The sequence below is a fragment of the Actinomadura rudentiformis genome, assembly GCF_008923185.1.
Lineage (GTDB): Bacteria > Actinomycetota > Actinomycetes > Streptosporangiales > Streptosporangiaceae > Spirillospora > Spirillospora rudentiformis.
This window is the reverse complement of the sequence record NZ_WBMT01000001.1, coordinates 504,494-521,471: the sequence shown is the minus strand read 5'-3', so window position 1 is coordinate 521,471 and position 16,978 is coordinate 504,494. Positions and strand designations below refer to the sequence as shown.

13 protein-coding genes are annotated in these 16,978 nt (G+C 72.1%); 4 read left to right on the top strand and 9 right to left on the bottom strand.

Translation table 11 applies throughout. The features are described 5' to 3' along the window. Window positions 1-4: 4 nt before the first annotated feature. The 6 genes from F8566_RS02490 to F8566_RS02465 all read right to left on the bottom strand — a co-directional run bounded on the left by F8566_RS02490 (window position 5) and on the right by F8566_RS02465 (window position 6,386). Window positions 5-1,009 (bottom strand): cytochrome d ubiquinol oxidase subunit II, encoded by a 1,005-nt coding sequence (locus F8566_RS02490; protein WP_151557496.1) that lies wholly within the window; start codon window positions 1,007-1,009, stop codon window positions 5-7. Between the two features lie 2 nt (window positions 1,010-1,011). Then, window positions 1,012-2,406, bottom strand: coding sequence for a cytochrome ubiquinol oxidase subunit I (locus F8566_RS02485; protein ID WP_225992785.1), 1,395 nt, complete (start codon window positions 2,404-2,406; stop codon window positions 1,012-1,014). Between the two features lie 106 nt (window positions 2,407-2,512). Continuing rightward, window positions 2,513-3,943, bottom strand: a complete 1,431-nt coding sequence (pdxR, locus tag F8566_RS02480) for a MocR-like pyridoxine biosynthesis transcription factor PdxR (RefSeq protein ID WP_192809474.1) — start codon at window positions 3,941-3,943, stop codon at window positions 2,513-2,515. 47 nt (window positions 3,944-3,990) lie between these two features. Continuing rightward, complete coding sequence (locus tag F8566_RS02475) at window positions 3,991-4,815, bottom strand: DMT family transporter (RefSeq protein ID WP_151557494.1); 825 nt, start codon at window positions 4,813-4,815, stop codon at window positions 3,991-3,993. A gap of 99 nt (window positions 4,816-4,914) precedes the next feature. Beyond that, window positions 4,915-5,568 carry a response regulator gene (locus F8566_RS02470; protein ID WP_151557492.1) on the bottom strand — a complete coding sequence of 218 codons (654 nt, stop codon included), beginning with the start codon at window positions 5,566-5,568 and terminating at the stop codon, window positions 4,915-4,917. Continuing rightward, window positions 5,565-6,386, bottom strand: a complete 822-nt coding sequence (locus F8566_RS02465) for a sensor histidine kinase (RefSeq protein ID WP_151557490.1) — start codon at window positions 6,384-6,386, stop codon at window positions 5,565-5,567. The genes F8566_RS02470 and F8566_RS02465 overlap by 4 nt, the downstream gene beginning before the upstream one ends. Window positions 6,387-6,530: 144 nt before the next feature. Between F8566_RS02465 and F8566_RS50810 the strand changes: the two genes are divergently transcribed. From F8566_RS50810 to F8566_RS02455, 3 genes are all read left to right on the top strand, one after another. Further along, window positions 6,531-7,121, top strand: a complete 591-nt coding sequence (locus tag F8566_RS50810; RefSeq protein ID WP_225992784.1) for a hypothetical protein — start codon at window positions 6,531-6,533, stop codon at window positions 7,119-7,121. Next, window positions 7,118-7,798, top strand: a complete 681-nt coding sequence (locus F8566_RS50805) for an RNA-guided endonuclease InsQ/TnpB family protein (protein ID WP_225992783.1) — start codon at window positions 7,118-7,120, stop codon at window positions 7,796-7,798. The genes F8566_RS50810 and F8566_RS50805 overlap by 4 nt, the downstream gene beginning before the upstream one ends. 65 nt (window positions 7,799-7,863) lie before the next feature. Further along, on the top strand, window positions 7,864-8,136 hold the full coding sequence (locus F8566_RS02455) for a hypothetical protein (RefSeq protein WP_151557488.1): 273 nt from the start codon (window positions 7,864-7,866) through the stop codon (window positions 8,134-8,136). A 16-nt stretch (window positions 8,137-8,152) separates the two neighbouring features. Here F8566_RS02455 and F8566_RS02450 read toward each other — a convergent pair whose 3' ends face one another. Genes F8566_RS02450 through F8566_RS02440 form a run of 3 tightly spaced genes read right to left on the bottom strand, consistent with a single transcriptional unit; the run spans window position 8,153 to window position 15,150 of the window. Next, window positions 8,153-10,813, bottom strand: a complete 2,661-nt coding sequence (locus F8566_RS02450; protein WP_151557486.1) for an NACHT domain-containing protein — start codon at window positions 10,811-10,813, stop codon at window positions 8,153-8,155. After that, entirely contained in the window at window positions 10,810-11,466 is a 657-nt protein-coding gene (locus tag F8566_RS02445) for a hypothetical protein (protein WP_151557484.1), read from the bottom strand. The genes F8566_RS02450 and F8566_RS02445 overlap by 4 nt, the downstream gene beginning before the upstream one ends. 51 nt (window positions 11,467-11,517) lie before the next feature. Next, window positions 11,518-15,150, bottom strand: coding sequence for an NACHT and WD repeat domain-containing protein (locus F8566_RS02440; protein WP_192809473.1), 3,633 nt, complete (start codon window positions 15,148-15,150; stop codon window positions 11,518-11,520). A 250-nt stretch (window positions 15,151-15,400) separates the two neighbouring features. Between F8566_RS02440 and F8566_RS49610 the strand changes: the two genes are divergently transcribed. Continuing rightward, window positions 15,401-16,915, top strand: a complete 1,515-nt coding sequence (locus F8566_RS49610; protein ID WP_192809472.1) for an AfsR/SARP family transcriptional regulator — start codon at window positions 15,401-15,403, stop codon at window positions 16,913-16,915. The last annotated feature ends 63 nt before the right edge of the window (window positions 16,916-16,978 follow it).

Below are 16,978 nucleotides of genomic sequence, written 5' to 3'. Positions count from 1 at the left end.
GAGCCTATTTCTGTGCGGTTCGTTCGCGTTGGAACGTGGCGTAGAGCCACCACAGGGACGGCAGCAGGAGCACGGCCCCGACCGCCAGCGCGCCGAGGGAGGCGGTCAGGACGGCGTCGGTCGCGGCGGCGTCCTGGACCCGCACACCAGGCAGCAGCCACGGGTACTGACCGGCTCCCCAGCCCCACAGCAGCCCGGCCACGGCCAGCGCGGCGGTGATCCGCACGGCCAGGTAGGCGCGGCGCCACAGCAGGACCAGTGACGCGATGCCCGCCACGATCGACAGCAGCAGCAGGGGGAACCCGCGGCCCGTGACCAGCCCGTCGAACAGGCGGGGAGCGTCGGCGTTGAGGACGAGGAGGCCGATGGCCGAGAGGGCTCCGACTGTGGCCCCGGTCCACAGTGCCCGCCGCCGGAAGGCCTCCGCCAGATCCGCCTCGCCGGCGCGTTCGGCGTCGCGCGTGAGGTAGACGGCGGCCAGGTAGGCGGCCGTGCCCACGGCGAGCGCGCCGGTGACGAGCGCGGTGGGGTTGAGCCAGCTGCCGATCAGCTCGCCCTTCGCGATGCCCGGCGGCACGCGCCCGGAGGCGATCGCACCGGCGGTCGTGCCGAGGAAGAACGGGGTGGCCACCGACGAGAAGGCGAACGTGGCGCCGAAGAGGCGGCGCTGCCACAACTCCTCGCTGACCTTGCGGAAGGCGAACGCGGCGCCCCGCGCGATGATGCCGAGGGCGGCCAGCGTCAGCGGGATGTAGAGCGTGGACGCCACGGCGGCGAACACCTCGGGGAACCCGGTCCACATCAGCACGATCACGAAGATCAGCCAGACGTGGTTGGCCTCCCAGACGGGCCCGATGGAGTGCTCGATCAGGCCGCGCTGCGGACGTCCGCGTTCCGCGCCGCCCGCGAGCAGGTCCCACACCCCGGCGCCGAAGTCCGCGCCGCCGAACAACACGTAGGCCGTCAGCCCGAGCCACAGGACGGTCAGCATGATCTCCGCGGCCGTCATGGTCAGATGACCTTGTACTCGGTGACGTCGGACTCCTGTGGTGCGACCGGCACGGGCTTGTCCCGCGCCAGCCGCCGCAGCACGTACACCGTGGCGATGGTGAGGATCACGTAGACCACGCTGACCAGAACGAATCCCCATACGAGACCGGGGGCGGGATTGACGGCGTCCTCGGTGCGCATCACCCCGTACACGATCCATGGCTGCCGCCCGACCTCCGTCACGACCCAGCCGGCCTCCAGCGCGAGAACGGCGGCGACGCCGGACAGCGCGGCGGCCCGCAGGAACCACCGCGATCGCGGTATCTCCCTCCGCCGCCACCACCCCAGTGCCGCCCAGGCCGCGAGTCCGAGCAGGGCGAAGCCCATCCCCACCATGATCTGGAACGCCCAGTGCACCACGTTCACCGGCGGCCGGTCGCGCGGCGGCGTCTCGTTCAGCCCGGTGATCTCCGCGTTCGGATCCCAGTGCGCCAGCAGGGACAGCCCGCTCGGCACCTCCACCGCGTACCGCATCTCCCCGTCCACAGCGATGCCGCCGAGATGCAACGGCACGTTCCGCTCGGTCTCGAAGACCCCCTCGATCGCCGCCAGCTTCACCGGCTGGTTGCCGGCCACGAAGTGCGCCGCCCAGTCCCCGACCCCGATCTGCACCGGCGTGATGACGGCGGCCACCGTGAAGGGCACCAGGAAACCGAGGCGGTGGTAGCGGTCCCGGCGTCCCCGCAACATCGCCACCGCGTACACGCTCGCCATCAGGAATCCCGCGACCATGAACGCGGCCAGGATCATGTGCACGGTCTGCGGCGGCGTGGCCGGGTTGAACATGGCCGCCCACGGATCAACGGCCACGACGCGGCCGCCCTCGGTGTCGAACCCGGTCGGCTGCTGCATCCACGCGTTCGCCGTGACCACGAAGAACGCGCTCGCCACGCCCGCGAGCACGATCGGAATGCCCGCCAGCATGTGCTGGACGGGCGGCAGCCGATCCCACGCGTACAGGTAGATCCCCAGGAAGATCGCCTCGATGAAGAACGCGATGCCCTCCAGCGAGAACGGCAGCCCGATGACCTGCCCGTACGTACCCATCAGACCCGGCCAGAGCAGCCCCATCTCGAACGACAAGATCGTCCCGGAGACCGCACCGACCGCGAAGAGCACACCCATCGCCCGCGCCCACCGGCGCGCCAGCAGCCGGTAGTTCACGTCCCCGGTCCGATGCCCACGCCACTCCGCGATCAGCGTGATGGCGGGCATCCCCACGCCCAGGCAGGCGACGATGATGTGCCAGCCCAGCGACAAGGCCATCTGCATCCGGGCCGCACCCAGATCGGCACCGGTCTCCGCAGCGAGCAGGCCCGCGTCCATCGAATCCCGCCCTTCCGTCCCCTTGGTCACCTCCCCTCTCCCCGCCCCTCGGGCACGGAAAACCGGCCCGCAACCTTGATCGGGCCCCCGGCCTGCCGAATCCGGCCAGTCTGGAGGTCCGTGCCCTACCACCAGTTCAAGGACAAGGAGAGGCCGGCCCTGGCAGAGACCGGGCGGCGGCGGCGAGGGCCTGCACGCCTTCGACGATCCGCGCCTCGTTCAACTCGGAGTAACCCAGGATCAGGCCCTGCCGCCCCTCGCCGCCGATCCGGTACGGCCCCACGCCCGCGACCTTCACGCCCTCGCGGGCGGCGGCCACGATGAGGTCGTCCTCCCGCAGCCCTTCGGGGAGCCACGCGACCAGGTGCAGCCCGGCGGCGATGCCCGTGGGCTCGAAGGCGGGCAGGTGCTGCTCCAGTGCGCCGAGCAGCGCGTCGCGGCGGCGCCGGTAGAGCGGGCGCATCCGCCGCAGATGCCGGTCGAATTCGCCGCGGAGCAGGAAGTCGGCGAAGGCGAGTTGTTCGATCGCGGGTGACCCGCGGTCGGCCAGGAGCTTCGCCTCGGCGATCGCCTCGGTGAGGTGCGGCGGCGGCACCAGCCACCCGAGGCGCAGGCCCGGCGCGAGGGTCTTGCTCACCGAGCCCGCGTGGGCGACCACGTCGGGCGCCAGCCCCTGGATCGCGCCGACCGGCGCCCGGTCGTAGCGGAACTCGGCGTCGTAGTCGTCCTCCAGGACCACCGCGCCGCGGTCCCGCGCCCAGCGGACCACCGACGCGCGGGCCTCGGCCGGCAGCACCCCGCCGAGTGGCCATTGGTGGGACGGCGTCAGGACGACGAGATCGGCCGCGCTGCGCTCCAGGGCGTCCACCCGGACGCCGTCCTCGGAGACCGGCAGCCCCACGACGTCGAGCCCCCGCGCCTCGGCGAGCGGACGGATGTCATCGTCGGGCGAGGGGTCCTCGACGGCGATCCGCCGCGCGCCGCGCCGCGCGAGGACGTCGACCATGAGGCCCACCGCCTGGCCGAACCCACTGGTGATCACGATGTGCGACGCGGACACCGAGGCTCCGCGCGCCCGGTTGAGGTAGTCGGCCAGCGCCTGTCTCAACTCCGGCATGCCGTACCCGTCAAGGTAGTTGAGCCTGTCGTGCGGCGCGTGGGTCACCACCCTTTTGAGGGAGCGCAGCCATGCGGCCCGGGGAAAGGCGGCCGCGTCCATGCGCCCGTACCCGAAGTCGATGCGCGGCGGGGCCGCGGGCGCCGGCGCGGGACGCGAGACCGGCTGCCCGGGGCCGGCGGCCACACGGGTGTACGAGCCGGGCGTGCTGCTGAGGTACCCCTCGGCCACCAGCTGGTCGTAGGCCTCGACCACGACGCCCCGTGAGACCCCCAGCTCGGCGGCGAGCCGCCGGGACGGCGGGACCGACATGCCGAGCGGAAGCCGCCCCGCGCGAATCCCCTCGCGCAGGGCGGCCTCGATCTGCCGATGGAGCGGAACCGGCCTGGTCCGGTCGAGCTCTACGAGGAGCTCGTGCACCGCCCCGGAGTTCACCGTCGTCCTGACCACGGTCGCAGGCTAGCCCCCGCCCGCTCACAATGCTCTTTCACGGGTGCTCATCCCACGACGAACGCCCCGACCGACACGCCGCAGAGGGCCAGCCCGGCGCCGTGCGTCAGGCTCGTCCGCTCCCGCAGCATCAGCGCCGCGAGGGCGATGGTGAACGCGGGGTAGAGCGAGGTGATGACGGCGGCGATCGCCATCGCTCCCTCGCGGGCGGCGAAGAAGTAGAGGATCGTCGCGGAGGCACCGAGGATCCCGGGCCACACCGCCGTCCAGGAAGCCGCCTGCCTCGGCGCACCGCGACCGCTGCTGATCGCGAGGACGCCGAGCACCACGACGGCGGTGACCTGCCCGGCGGCCACCGGCCAGAGTCCCGCGCCGTCCCCCGCCCGGTCCAGGCAGACGAACAGCACCGCGAAGCCGAGCCCGGCCAGCAACCCTTCGCCTACTCCCCCCGAGCTGAGGCCGCGGCGCCCGGATTCCGACGACACGAGCCAGATCCCAGGGATGGCCAGCGCGATGCCGAGCACGGCGGCGGTCGTGAGACGTTGCCCGAACGCGATGTCCACCAGCACGGGAACGCCCGCCGCGCCGACGGCAGAAAGCGGCCCGGCGACGTTCATCCGTCCCCGTGACAGTCCCCGGTAGAGCGCGAGCGTCCCCACGGCACCCCCGATGCCGGCGGCCAAGCCCCAGAGGGTCGCCGCGCCGCCGGGTGCGGCCGACCCGATCGCGAGGGCCGCGAGGACGGCCGTCGTCGCGGCGGCGGTCTGACCGACCAGCCCGACGAACGCGTAGTGGGCGCGGCGTGACAGCAGTCCGCCGTAGAAATCAGAGGCGCCGTAGAGCATGGCGGCGGCGAGGGCGAGAACCAGCATCGACTTCATCCTTTCTCGGTACTGGTAGCGATCCTCGCCCCGAATCGGACGTCACGGCAGGGCCGATTCCGTCCCGCGATACAGGTCCGATTTCGGGATTCACTCGACGATGCCTGCGCGGAAGGCCGCGATGGCCAGCTGCACCCTGTTGGTGGCGGCCAGCTTGTCGAAAAGCCGGGAGATGTGGCTCTTCACAGTGGCCTCGCTCATGTGCAGGTTGGCGGCGATGGCGGCGTTCGCGTGACCGAGGCCGATCTGGACGAGCACCTCGCGTTCCCGTTCGGTGAGCGCGTGCAGCCGGTCCAGTGCCTCACGCCGGCGCCGGCTCCGGTCCTGGGCGGTGACACGGTCGATCACACGCCGGGTCACCTGGGGCGAGAGCATCGCGTCCCCCGCCGCCGCCTGCCGTACGGCTTGCAGGAGGTCGCGGGGAGGGGTGTCCTTGAGGAGGAAGCCCGTCGCCCCCGCTTCCAGTGCCCGGAAGACCGCGTCGTCGGTGTCGAACGTGGTGAGCACTATCACCGCCGGTGGACGGTTCCGGGCACGGATCGCCGCGGTGGCGGTGAGCCCGTCGAGGCCGGGCATGCGGATGTCCATCAGGACGACGTCGGGCCCGGCCCGGCCGACCAGGTCGATGGCCTCCCGGCCGGTGGCGGCCTCGCCGATCACCGTCAGGTCGTCCGCCGTCTCCAGGATCATGCGCAGGCCCGCGCGCACGAGGGCCTCGTCGTCGACGAGCAGGACCGTGATCACGACGCGTCGCTCAGCGGTGTCTCGTCCACCCCGTGGTCGCGCCAGGGGAGGTCGGCGCGCAGCCGCCAGCCACCGGAGCCGGCCGGGCCGCTCTGCAGCGTGCCGCCGACCAGGCGGACCCGCTCGGCGAGCCCGACGAGACCGGCTCCCGATCCGGGCAGGTCGCCGGCCCGGTCGCCAGCGGTGTTGTGGACGGTGACGGTCACCGTGCCGCCGTCGCCGCGGTCCACGGTGACGGTGGTCCGGGAGTGCGGTGCGTGCTTGCGGGCGTTGGTGAGTCCTTCCTGAACGACGCGGAAGACGACGCGGGCCATGACCGGTGGCAGCGGCCCGGCCCGATCGTCGAGCTCGACCCGCTGACCGGCCTGGATCGCAGCGCCGACCAGAGATCCCAGATCCGAGAACGGCTCGTCCGGGGGCGGCTCGTCCGTGCGGAGCGCGTCCAGGACATAGCGGAGCTCCTGGAGTGCCTCCCTGGCGGTGACCCGGATCAGTGCGGCTCCTTCCTGGACCCGGGCGGAACCCTCGCTCGCGGTGAGTTCGAGCGCGCCGGCGTGGAGGGCGATCAGGGAGACCTTGTGGGCCAGCACGTCATGCATCTCCCGGGCGATCCGGGCACGTTCGCCGGCGCGGGCCTGCTCGTCGCGCAGCCTTCGGCCGGCCTCCGCGCTCTCCGCCCGTTCACGCCACGACTCGGCCAGCGCCCGCCGCGTGGCCACGTACGTGCCCGCCGCCGTCACGAGTGCGGCGGCGACGGCCATCCACAGCGCGTTCTCCGGCGTGAGGCATCCACGCGTGTCGGAGCGGAATGTAAGCACCACCCGAATACAGGCCGACGATCACAGGCCCCGGATTGCCCGACAAGGCGCCCGCCGCGAAACTTCCGGTGGAGTCTTGGTGATATAGGCGATCGTTTGGCGACTCTGAGTAAATACTTCATAGCGGAACGCTATGTTTGTGCCGTGAAACTGGTGGTGCAAGTCAAGCTGCTGCCGACGCTTGAGCAGGCGGCGGCGCTGGAGGCGACTCTGCACGCCTGCAACACGGTTGCCAATCATGTGTCAGGCGTGGCCAACCGGCAGCGGGTATTCACCCGGACCGGGTTGCAGAAGCTGCTGTATCACCAGGTGAAGGCGCTTGGGCTGTCGGCGCAGCCGGCGTTGCATGTGATCCGTAAGACCGCTGACGCCTACACCACGCTGCACGCCCAGATCGACGCCGGGCTGCTGGGCGCAGAGAGCTCCAAACGCCGCCGCAAGGCGGAATCCAAGCCGGTCGCGTTCCGGCCTGATGCGTCGCAGCCGTTCGATGACCGGTGCCTGTCCTGGCAGATGGATGCGCGTACGGTGTCGATCTGGACCGTCCACGGCCGGATGCAGGGCATCGTGTTCACCGGCAAGCCGTCCCACCTGACGACTCTGGCCGAGCATCGCAAGGGCGAGTCGGACCTGGTGCTGCGGGACGGCATGTGGTTCCTGTACGCCACCTGCCAGATCCAAGAGGCTGAGCCCTACGAACCGGTCGACTGGATCGGAGTGGACAGGGGATCGTGAACCTGGCGACCACCTGCGACGGCACCAATCACCAGGGCAAGGGCCTGAAGAAGTATCGGCGGGCGCAAGCCCGGCGGCGCGCCGAACTGCAAAAGAAGAAGACGGCGGGGTCACGCTCAGCGGCCCGCCGACTGACACGGCGAAAGGCCCGCGAGGGCCGCCACGCCACGAACGAGAACCACAAGATCAGTAAGCAGATCGTGGCCGATGCCCAACGCACCGGACGCGGGATCGCGCTCGAAGAACTGCGCGGGATCCGTGACCGGGTACGGCTCAAGCGGCACCAGCGGGCCACGCTCTCCAGTTGGCCGTTCCACCAGCTCGGCACCTTCCTGGCCTACAAGGCCCAGCGGGCCGGGGTGCCCTGCATCGAGGTGGATCCGGCCTACACCTCGCAGACCTGCCCGCGCTGCGGGCACGTCGCACGCAACAACCGTCCCGATCGGGACCGCTTCTGCTGTCGTCGATGCGGGCTCGCTGGCCCCGCCGACCACATCGCCGCCGTGAACGTCCGCCAACGGGCGCGCACGGCGTGGGCATTCGTCAGCATGCCCGACCCGACCCCAGAACAGGGGAAAGGTGATGCGACCCCGGCACGGCAGCCAGCCGCGAAGGGGAGCGCAACGAGGTGTGAACGACCGAGCCGCAAGCTCAGCCGTTCACGGCCGAGAAGCTGACGGGCGAGACGTGGACGCCCCGGGCCGACGGCCTTTACACGCACCGCGGCGGAAGGGACCACCTCGTGTTCCTCGCCGGACCTGACGGCCACCGGTATGCCGCGACCGACGGCCCCGCGTACCAGCTGATGGGCACCGCCGAGACTCTGCCGTTCAACCTGGGAGTGCTGCTCGTCGCCGTGCTCCTGATGGCCGCCTTCGCGTCGTTCTTCACCGTCGCAGGGTGGCGAGGTTCGGGCGCCGGTCCCGTCGCCCGCGTCCATCAGGTCGGCCTGCTCGCCGGCCTGTCGGCCCTCGCGTGGTTCCTCTGGCAGTGGAACCTGCTCGGCCCGTTCTGAGCCATCACGCTGCGGCCTACCGGCGGGAACCGTCGTGGGCGTCGGCGGGCTCGGGCTCGGGAGTGAGGAAGTCCTGAAGCTCCCGATGACGGAACTGGTAGGTGGCGCCGCTGACGCGGAGCAGGCGCGCCTCACAGGCCCAGTCCAGGAACGTCCACAGGCGGAGCGGGAGCAGGCCGCGAGAGGCGGCGACGAGCAAGCCGATCATGGTGCGGGACCAGGCGATCGCGCCGAAGGCGAGCCCGAACGTCACACCGCCGGTGAGCGCGCAGAGAACGGAGACGAGGAGGTCCTGGTTCATGACGAACACCAGGAACGCGGCGACGCCGCCGGTGAGGCCGAACGCCAGCCCGATCGTCGGGTTGCGGTGCAGGGCCTCGCGGGGGTGGGCCAGCTCCGCGTCCGTGCTCCAGCCGCCTGTGGCGATCTTGAAGGCGACGCCGAGCGCGAACGCCGCGGCGAAGGCGCCGGTGACCACGAGGGTGAACGCGACCGGACCGGCCCCGGCGAGCCGCAACGGCGGCAGCCCGGTGAGCGCGCCGCACAGCCCGAACCCCATGAGGCTGGCGGGCTCGGCCCGGATCGCCTCGGCGACGGTCATGCGCTCGGCCCCGCGCCGCCCCGCGGCGGTCACCCCGATGACAGCGCCGAGGACGAAGCCTCCGATGAAGCCCCCGACGACGGCGAAGCCGAAACCGAAGACCTTGCCACCGGTGAGCCAGAGCCCGCCCAGGCCGCCGAGCACTCCGGCCGGTGCGCCCACCAGCCCGCCGAGCAGGCCACCGATCACCCGCTGGCGGCGTGGCACGTTGGCCCGCCCACCCGCGGCCGACGGCCACGGCGACAACGCCAGCCCGGTCGCGATGGCGACCCAGCCCGCCATGAGCGCCAACGTGAAACCCTCGGCGAGACCGATGCCGGCGCCCGGGCCGTCAGGTGGGTCGACGGCGGAGCCCGTCCAGAACGCCAGCATGGCGACGACCGCGAACGCCGCGCAGCACAGTCCGTGCAGGGCCCGGACCCGGCGCCGACCACCGATCGGCCATAGCAGGTGCGGGACGACGTCGATCGCCGTCAGACCGGGCGGGGGCCGGTCGATCTCGACGGCATGGACGGCCTGCCAGCGCAGGTGCGCGGCGAGATGCACAAGCCAGGTGCGCACCTGTTCGGGACGGTACGGAGCCCGTGTTCCGCCCCCTTGGCTACGCCCCACCGCCCCCGGGTGAGCACCGCGCGGGGTCAGGTCGGTCGCCGCCGGGACGTACGCGTCGAGCAGCCGCCGGGTGATCCGGGCCGCCGCCTTGCCGGGGTCGGTGTCCGGGTCGGCCTGCAGCAGCTCGGCCGGGTCGGCGCCGGACTCCACGGCGGTCACGGTCAGCAGCAGCCGCCACGGCGTGGCCAGCGCGAGGTGCACGGCCGCCGGTCCGGACAACATCGTGACGATGCTGTCGCGCTGCTCGCCGCACGGATGGCCCTCGGGCCAGCGGGCGCGCAGGTAGGCGCCGATCTGCTCGGCGGTCAGGGAGTGCAGGTGGATCCGGGCGGCGTCCTCGAGACCGGCCCGGACTTCGGCCAGCTCGGCGTAACGGTCGGCGCGGCAGGTCACGACCACCGCCCCCGCGTGCCGTCCGGACAGGTCGCTGTACCGGTTGAGCTCGGCCAGCAGGCCGATGGCGCGGCGCGGCGGACCGCTGGAGGGCGCGGGGTCCAGCTCGTCCAGCCCGTCCACCACCGGCAGCACCCGGCGATCGCGTACGAGCCGGGCCGCGTCGTCGGCCGGGAGCCCGTATTCCTGCGTCAGCTGCCCTGCGATCCAGGGTTCGAACGGGGTTCCCAGCGTCCAGCGGGCCGCGTCGAGGCGTACCGGGACCATCGGGCGCCCGCCGGGCGGCGCGCCGCCCGCCCTGAAGGTCTCCATCAGCTGCAGCACGAGCTCGATGGCGAGCACCGTCTTGCCCGCCCCCGACTCCCCCACGACGAGCAGGCGCCGTGGCCGCAGTCCGTTGAAGTACCGGCCGATCGAGCGCAGGTCGTCGGTCACCTCGCCCTCCTCGCCGGGGAGGAGCGGCCCGGCGTGCGGGCCGAAGGAGATCGGGGCGATGTTGTAGCCGCCGAGCAGTCCCTTGCGCGCCCTGTCCGCCTCGCCCGCCACGCGCCGCGCCAGGAGCTCGAGGGCCTGGTCGTCATGGGGGCGGTCGGAGGCCTCCACCTGAGCCATGATCCAGGTCTTGACCGCCTCCGGCACCGCCACGGCCGCCGGCGCTTCCGCGGTCCCCGGCGCTGCGGCCTCCTCCGCCGGAGCATCTGGAGGGGCCGCTGAGGCGGGCGGGCGGGTCGACGGGTCGGCCAAGGCCGTCCTCGCGGCACGCCAGCGTTCGAGCTCGACGGGGATGAGCTCGGCCGGGTAGTCGCTGTACTGCAGGCACGCGGTGACGAAGGCCTTGACGAAGTCCCACCGCGGCACCTTGCCCGTCTGCCGCAGCACATGCGAGATCGTGCTCTTCGGCAGCGCGTCGATCGCGGTGCCGTCCGGAATCACCGTCTGGCCGCCGAGGGAGCGCAGCCTGCTCAGCGACGGCTCACCCGCCCATTGCCTGAGGCTCACCAGCGCCTGGACGAAGTCGGCCGTCGTACGGGCCCTGCTGGGATCGGGAGGACGGGGGGTGCTCGCGGTCATCGGGGCTCAGTCTCCACCAGTGCCCATTCGAACGTCGCCCTCTCCCGTCGCGGCCACCGGCCGCCGTCCCGGCACGTGCCCACCAGCGTCTGGACGTGATGTGACTCCATCAGGAAGTTGCGCGCCTCGTCGGACTCGACGAGTTCCCTGCCGACCGCGATGGGGACGAACCCGTGGCGCGGAATATAGACCCAGCGGCCGCGATCCCAGTCATAGGGGTCGAACCAGTGGTGGCGGACCGTGCCGGACACCCGCACGTCCGGTCCGGTCCGGGTGAGGACGAACGACCCGCGCGAGCGCAGCTGGCTCATCCTGCTGACGTAGAAGAGCTCGGTGCCGATGAACGCGTTGATCCGTGCGTCCCAGTGGTCCTTCACCCAGGTCGACTCGCCGTCGGGCAGCTGCCGCGCCGCCCGCGTGAGCTGCCGTTCGAACCTGCGCTGGTTCTTGCGCTCGGCCTTCCTGATCACACGGAACGAGCGCAGCCATCGTCGCGACATCGACCTGGAGGCGCCGGCGCCGTCCATGAAGTGGTCGAGGAAGTCCGCGGCCATCGGGTGGATCTCCCGGCTCTCGGCCACGATCGAGCGGAACAGCCCGGCCAGTTCCGGGACGGGACGGCCCGTCCGGCGCCGGAAACCTCGAAGGAACATCCTTGCCTCGCCCGTCCACGTGGGAGTCGTTCTCCAAGCCGGCCTGTACGCTCAGTGACATATCTCGCGGAACGCCTCCTGGGGCACGTAGCGTTCCCACTCTTCGCGCGTGAACGACCGGCCGGCGTTCGCGCATGCGGCGGCGGCCAGATCGGCCGGCAGCGCCACGTTCCAGAGCCGCACGGCCTCGGCGCTGGCCGCGGCCACGGTCCGTCCGTCCCGGCCGTAGGCGATCCCGCTCACGCCCCCGCGGACACGGCTGGTCAGCGGATGCCCCACCTGGCGATAGGTCAGCAGATCCCACAGCCGTATGGAGCCGTCCATGGCCCCCGTGGCCAGCGCCGCGCCGTCCGAGCTGAACGCGATCGTGGTGACGGCGCTGTCGAAGCCGGTCAGGGCGGCCCCGACCGGGCGGCCGCGCACCAGGTCCCACAGCCGCACGGACTCGTCGTCGGCGGTGATCGCCAATGTCACGCCGTTGGGGCTGAACGCGAGGGCGTCGACGAGGCCGTTGGACGTGACGGCGAGCGGACCGCCGCGAGGGCGGCCTGTCGCGATGTCGAAGACGCGCACCTTGCGGTCGAAGCCGGCGGTCGCCAGGGTGTTGCCGTCGGGGCTGACCGCCATCGCCGACAGAACCTCGGTGTGCCCGGGAACGCGGATCCGGGGGCGGGTCTCGCGGCGTGCCCCGACGTCCCAGAACAGGATGGCGTCGTTCAGCTGGACGGCGAGGAGCCTCCCGTCCGGGCTGAACTCCACCAGGCCCATGCGCCGCCCGAGCTGCGCGACGGGGCCGGTCTGCCGCCCGCTCGCCGTGTCCCACGTCCGCACTCCGTCCGAGCCGACGGAGGCGACGGTGCGCCCGTCCTTGCTGAAGCCGATGCCGTAGATGCCTGCGCGCTTGACCGCCGGACCTCCGCTCGCCGGACGCCCGTTCGCGGGGTCCTCCGGGTTGCCGATCGGACGCCGGGAGGCCACGTCCCAGAGCCGGATCGCGGTCCCGGAGCCCTCGGGGCCGCTCGCCGCCAGCGTCCTGCCGTCGGGGCTCAGCGCCACCGTGGTCGATCCGCGCAGGGCTCCGCCGATCTGCTGGTAGGTCACCGGGTCTCCCAGCCGCACCACCCCGTCGGCGCCGGCGGCGGCGACGAACCTCCCGTCGGGGCTGAACGCCACCCGCCGGACGGTGAAGTGGCTCTCGTCCAGCGCCACCCCGACCTGCTGGTGGGTGGTCACGTCCCAGAAGCGGGTGGCGCCGTCGCTGCCTCCGGTGGCGAGCCTCGTACCGTCCGGACCGTAGGCGACCGACTGGAAGGCCGCCGCGCCCTGGGAGTTCATCAGGGGGGTGCCGATCTGGCGGTGGGTGTCCATGTTCCACAACCGGACGGTGCGGTCCGCGCCCGCGGTCGCGAGGGTCGTTCCGTCCGGGCTCAGGGCCACGTCGTTGACCTCGCGGGTGTGCCCTTCGAACGGCTCACCGATCTGCTTGGAGGTCGCGGTGTCGTAGAGCCGCGCGGTCTTGTCCGCGCTCGCCGTGGCCAGGCGCTTCCCGTCGGGGGTGAAGACCACCGCGTGGACGGGGTTCACTCCGATCAGGCCTGGGGCTTCGCGGCCCATGCGAGCTCCGCTCCAGCGGCGCGCGGTCACGTCGTACAACCGGACAGTGCCCTTCAGGGTCGCGATCGCGAGAGTCCTCCCGTCCGGGGCGAACGCGAGCGCCGACACGACCCCGCCACCGTCCAGCGGGGCGCCCACCTCCCGGTGCGCGGCGACGTCCCAGAACCGGACCGTCCCGAGGCAGGCCGTGGCCAGCATCCGGCCCTGGAGCCCGAGGACCGCCTTGACGCCCGAGGTCGAACACTCCGTTTTGGGGTGGGCGAACGGGGCGCCGATCTGACGGCGCGTCACGGGATCCCAGAGCCGTGCGGTGCCGTCCTCGCTTCCGGTGGCCACGCGCTTGCCGTCGGGGCTGAACACCACGGTCCGGACGTCCGAGCCGTGCCCCTTCAGCGTTCCCCTGCCCGGGCGCGCCGCCGCGGCCAGCAGGCGGTGGCGGGCCTCGACGGTGGGCGCGATCCGCCATGCCGCCACGGCCAGCAGCGACGCGGCGACCGGATCGTCGGCGACCTCGCTCTGGGCGGCGAGCTGGCGCGAGATCGCCAGGTCGCGCTGGCGGTCGGCGTCGTTCGCGGCGGCGAAGGCGGCGACGGCGGCGATGAGGGTGAGGACCGACGACACCGCGAGGACGGCCATGATGACGCGACGGCGGCGCCCGGCGCGGCGGGCCTCCCGGGTGGACGCCGCGAGGAACGCCTCCGCCGTCGGGCCCGGTGGCGGGAAGCTGACCGGGTCGCTCTCCCATCGCGGCCGGCTGTCGTCGACCGACAGCAGCCGGACTCCCCGGTAGAGGTACGCGGGGTCGCGGCCGTGCTCGGCCCACTGACCGGCGTCGTCGAGGAGGCCTTCGTAGACCGTCTGCGCGGTCAGGTCGGGATCGATCCACTGCCGGAGGGCGGGCCAGGCGGTCAGGAGCGCGTCGTGCGCGATCTCGACGGTCTCCTCGTGCAGGGTGATCAGGCGCTGGTCGGCGAACGCCGACAGCAGCGCGCCGACCCGGTCCCGCCGTTCCGCCGCGGGTATGGACGGCGCGAAGGCGGCGGCGTGGAGCTCGGCGAGCGTGACCGGCCGCCGCGCCGCCCGGCCCCCCGCAGTGATCACCGTCATGCGGCGGAAGAGCTTGAAGGCGATCTTGCGGTCCTCCGCCGGGAGCCCCTGCACGACCTCGTCGGCCGTGCGGCGCACGGAGTCGCGGACCTGTCCTGCCTCCTCGTAACTCCGGATGGTCAGACGGCCGTTCTCCCGCTTGTGCCAGGTGTTGCGCAAGGCCTGCGAAAGGAGAGGCAGGGCACCCGGGTCGAACCTGTCGTCAGGTGACCTGTCCGCGCGCAGGTCACCAAGGATGGTCTCCACCAGGCCGGGCTCGATCTTCAGGCTCACCGCCGACGCGGGGCCGGTGATGGCCAGCCGCAGGTCCGCCTCGGTCATGGGCTCGACGATGACCTGGCCGTCCTGGATCGCCTCGGCGAACTGCGGGTACGCCGCACACCTGTCCCAGTAGTCCGCGCGCAGGCCGATGACCACCGCGGCCCGCGTGGGTCCGTTGGCGAGGGCGTGCAGGATCCTGACGAAGGACTGGCGCTCCTGCTCGCCGGTCACCAGGGTGAAGAGCTCCTCGAACTGGTCGACCACCAGCACCAGACGGCCGTCCGGTGTGAGAGGGCCCGCCAGGGCCGACCCCGGGTCATCCCGGAGCCACTCCTCCACCTTGTCGACGGATCCGCCGTACGTCGCAGCCCACGCCTCGGCCAGCGCCCGTGCCGGATTCGAAGTCGGGGTGAGGAGCAGGCACGGCCAGCGCTGCGATCCGTCGACCGGCAGCATCCCCTCCGCCAGTGCCGGGATCATCCCCGCGCGCAGGAGCGACGACTTGCCCACACCCGACGCGCCGGAGACCAGCAGGATGGAACCGCGTTCCCGGACACGAGGCCCGAGGCGGTCGAGGAGGCTGCGAGTCGCCCTCGCACGCCCGAAGAAAAGCTCGGTCCTGTCGGCCTCGAACGGCGCCAGTCCTTGGTACGGGCACGGTCCGGCGCCATCGCCCGGCGGCGGTGTTACGGCGGCGTCCATGTCCCCCATGGCCCTTGTTGTGACTAACCGCGGCCATGGTAGAGCAAACGCTTTCATACCTGTACGGAAGGCAGGACCGATTCAGGCCGCAGCATGGCCCCCGTTCAAGATCGTCCGATCCCGTCCATTTCCGTCCGAACGATTGCCGCCGCAGGTAGGGCCCACTTTGAGTGGAAGCTCGTGGAAGCCCGGATTCGTCGTTTCAAGGGGGCAGACGATGGTGGCCCGTGTCACCCGGAGATTCTCGGTCTTGGGGAGCTTGCAACTGAACGTGGGTGGCTCCCCGCGGACGGTCACCGCCGGCAAGGAGCGGACGATAGCGGCGGCGCTCCTGCTCCATGCGAACGAGACCGTTCCCGTGGACAAGCTCATCGAGTATGTGTGGGAGGTACCTCCCCGTACCGCGAGGTCGTCGCTCTACGCGATGGTGAAACGGCTCCGGCTCTCACTGGGCGACTCCGACGTCATCCGCACGACGAGTTCGGGCTACCTGATCGAGACCGCTCCCGGCGAGCTGGACCTGCACGAGTTCCACGCCCTCCGCAAAGAGGCCGGCCAGGCACGTGAACGGGGCGAACGGCTCGCCGAGCGGACGCGCCTCGGCAAGGCACTGGCCCTCTGGCGCGGACCGGCGCTCGCCGACGTGCCCTCGCCGGTGCTGCACCATTCGCTGGTCCCCAAGCTGGAGGAGGTGCGGCTGGAGACCATCCGCCGGCAGATCGACCTCGACCTGGACTCCGGCGGCCACACGCAGGTCGTGGGGCAGCTCCGGGATCTGACCCGGAACCACCCGCTCCAGGAGTGCTTCTGGAGCCGGCTGATGCTGGCGCTGTACCGCGCCAACCGGCAGGCGGAGGCACTGGCCGCGTTCACCGACGTCCGGCGGCTGCTGGACGAGGAACTGGGCATCGAACCCGGCACCGAGCTGCGCGATCTGCACACGAGGATCCTGCGGGCCGACCCCGCGCTCGATCCGGCGGGTGCCTCGGAGCCCAGCCGTCCCGCCGTGACCGTCCGGGCCTGGGAGCGGATGTGCCAGCTGCCGCCGGCGGCGGCCGACTTCGCCGCCCGTGACCTCGACCGGAGGCTGCTGGTCGACGGCCTCGCCGACGTGCACGGGCCGAGAGTGACGGTGGTGTGGGGCCCGGAGGGCGTGGGCAAGACCGAGCTGGCGGTCCGCGTCGCGCACGAGCTCCGCCCGTCCTTTCCCGACGGGCAGTGGTACGTGGCGCTGAACGGCGACGGCCCGTCGGCGGGCACCGAGCCCAAGCCGGTCGCCGACGTGCTGGCGGACCTGCTGATCGCGATCGGCGTCCCCGCGAACGCGCTCCCCCGGTCCGCCGAGGCGCGCGCCGCGGTGCTCCGGGCCCGGATCTCCGACCGGCGTGTCCTGCTGGTCCTGGACGGCGCCCGGAACGTCCAGGAGGTCAGGGCCCTGCTGCCCGGAACGCCGAGCGCCGCCGTGCTCATCACCAGCCGGTCGGCGCTGGGCGAGCTCCCAGGTGCCCGGCGGCACTCGGTGGCCGCCCTCACCGTGGACGAGTCCCTCGCGATGTTGAACGCGATGCTCGGTGAGAACCGTGTCCGCGCGGAGATCACGGCCGCCCGGGAACTGGCGGACGCCTGCGCGGGCGTGCCGCAGGCCCTCCGCGCGGCGAGCGCACGGCTGCTCGCCGACCCGCGCCTCTCGCTCGGCGATCTGGTCCGTGAACTGCCCCCGGCGCCCGGTCGTCAGCGTGAGCTTCACTACGCCGTGGCCGGATGAACGTAGGTGGCCAACAGGTTCCATGCCACGCTCGCCTGGGTGTCCATGGTGGTCCCCTCCCGC

Coding starts and splice junctions, on each gene's coding strand:
- F8566_RS02490 (WP_151557496.1), bottom strand. CDS start 1,009: ATGACGGCCGCGGAGATCATGCTGACCGTCCTGTGGCTCGGGCTGACG.
- F8566_RS02475 (WP_151557494.1), bottom strand. CDS start 4,815: ATGCTGGTTCTCGCCCTCGCCGCCGCCATGCTCTACGGCGCCTCTGAT.
- F8566_RS02450 (WP_151557486.1), bottom strand. CDS start 10,813: ATGACCGCGAGCACCCCCCGTCCTCCCGATCCCAGCAGGGCCCGTACG.
- F8566_RS02445 (WP_151557484.1), bottom strand. CDS start 11,466: ATGTTCCTTCGAGGTTTCCGGCGCCGGACGGGCCGTCCCGTCCCGGAA.
- F8566_RS02440 (WP_192809473.1), bottom strand. CDS start 15,150: ATGGACGCCGCCGTAACACCGCCGCCGGGCGATGGCGCCGGACCGTGC.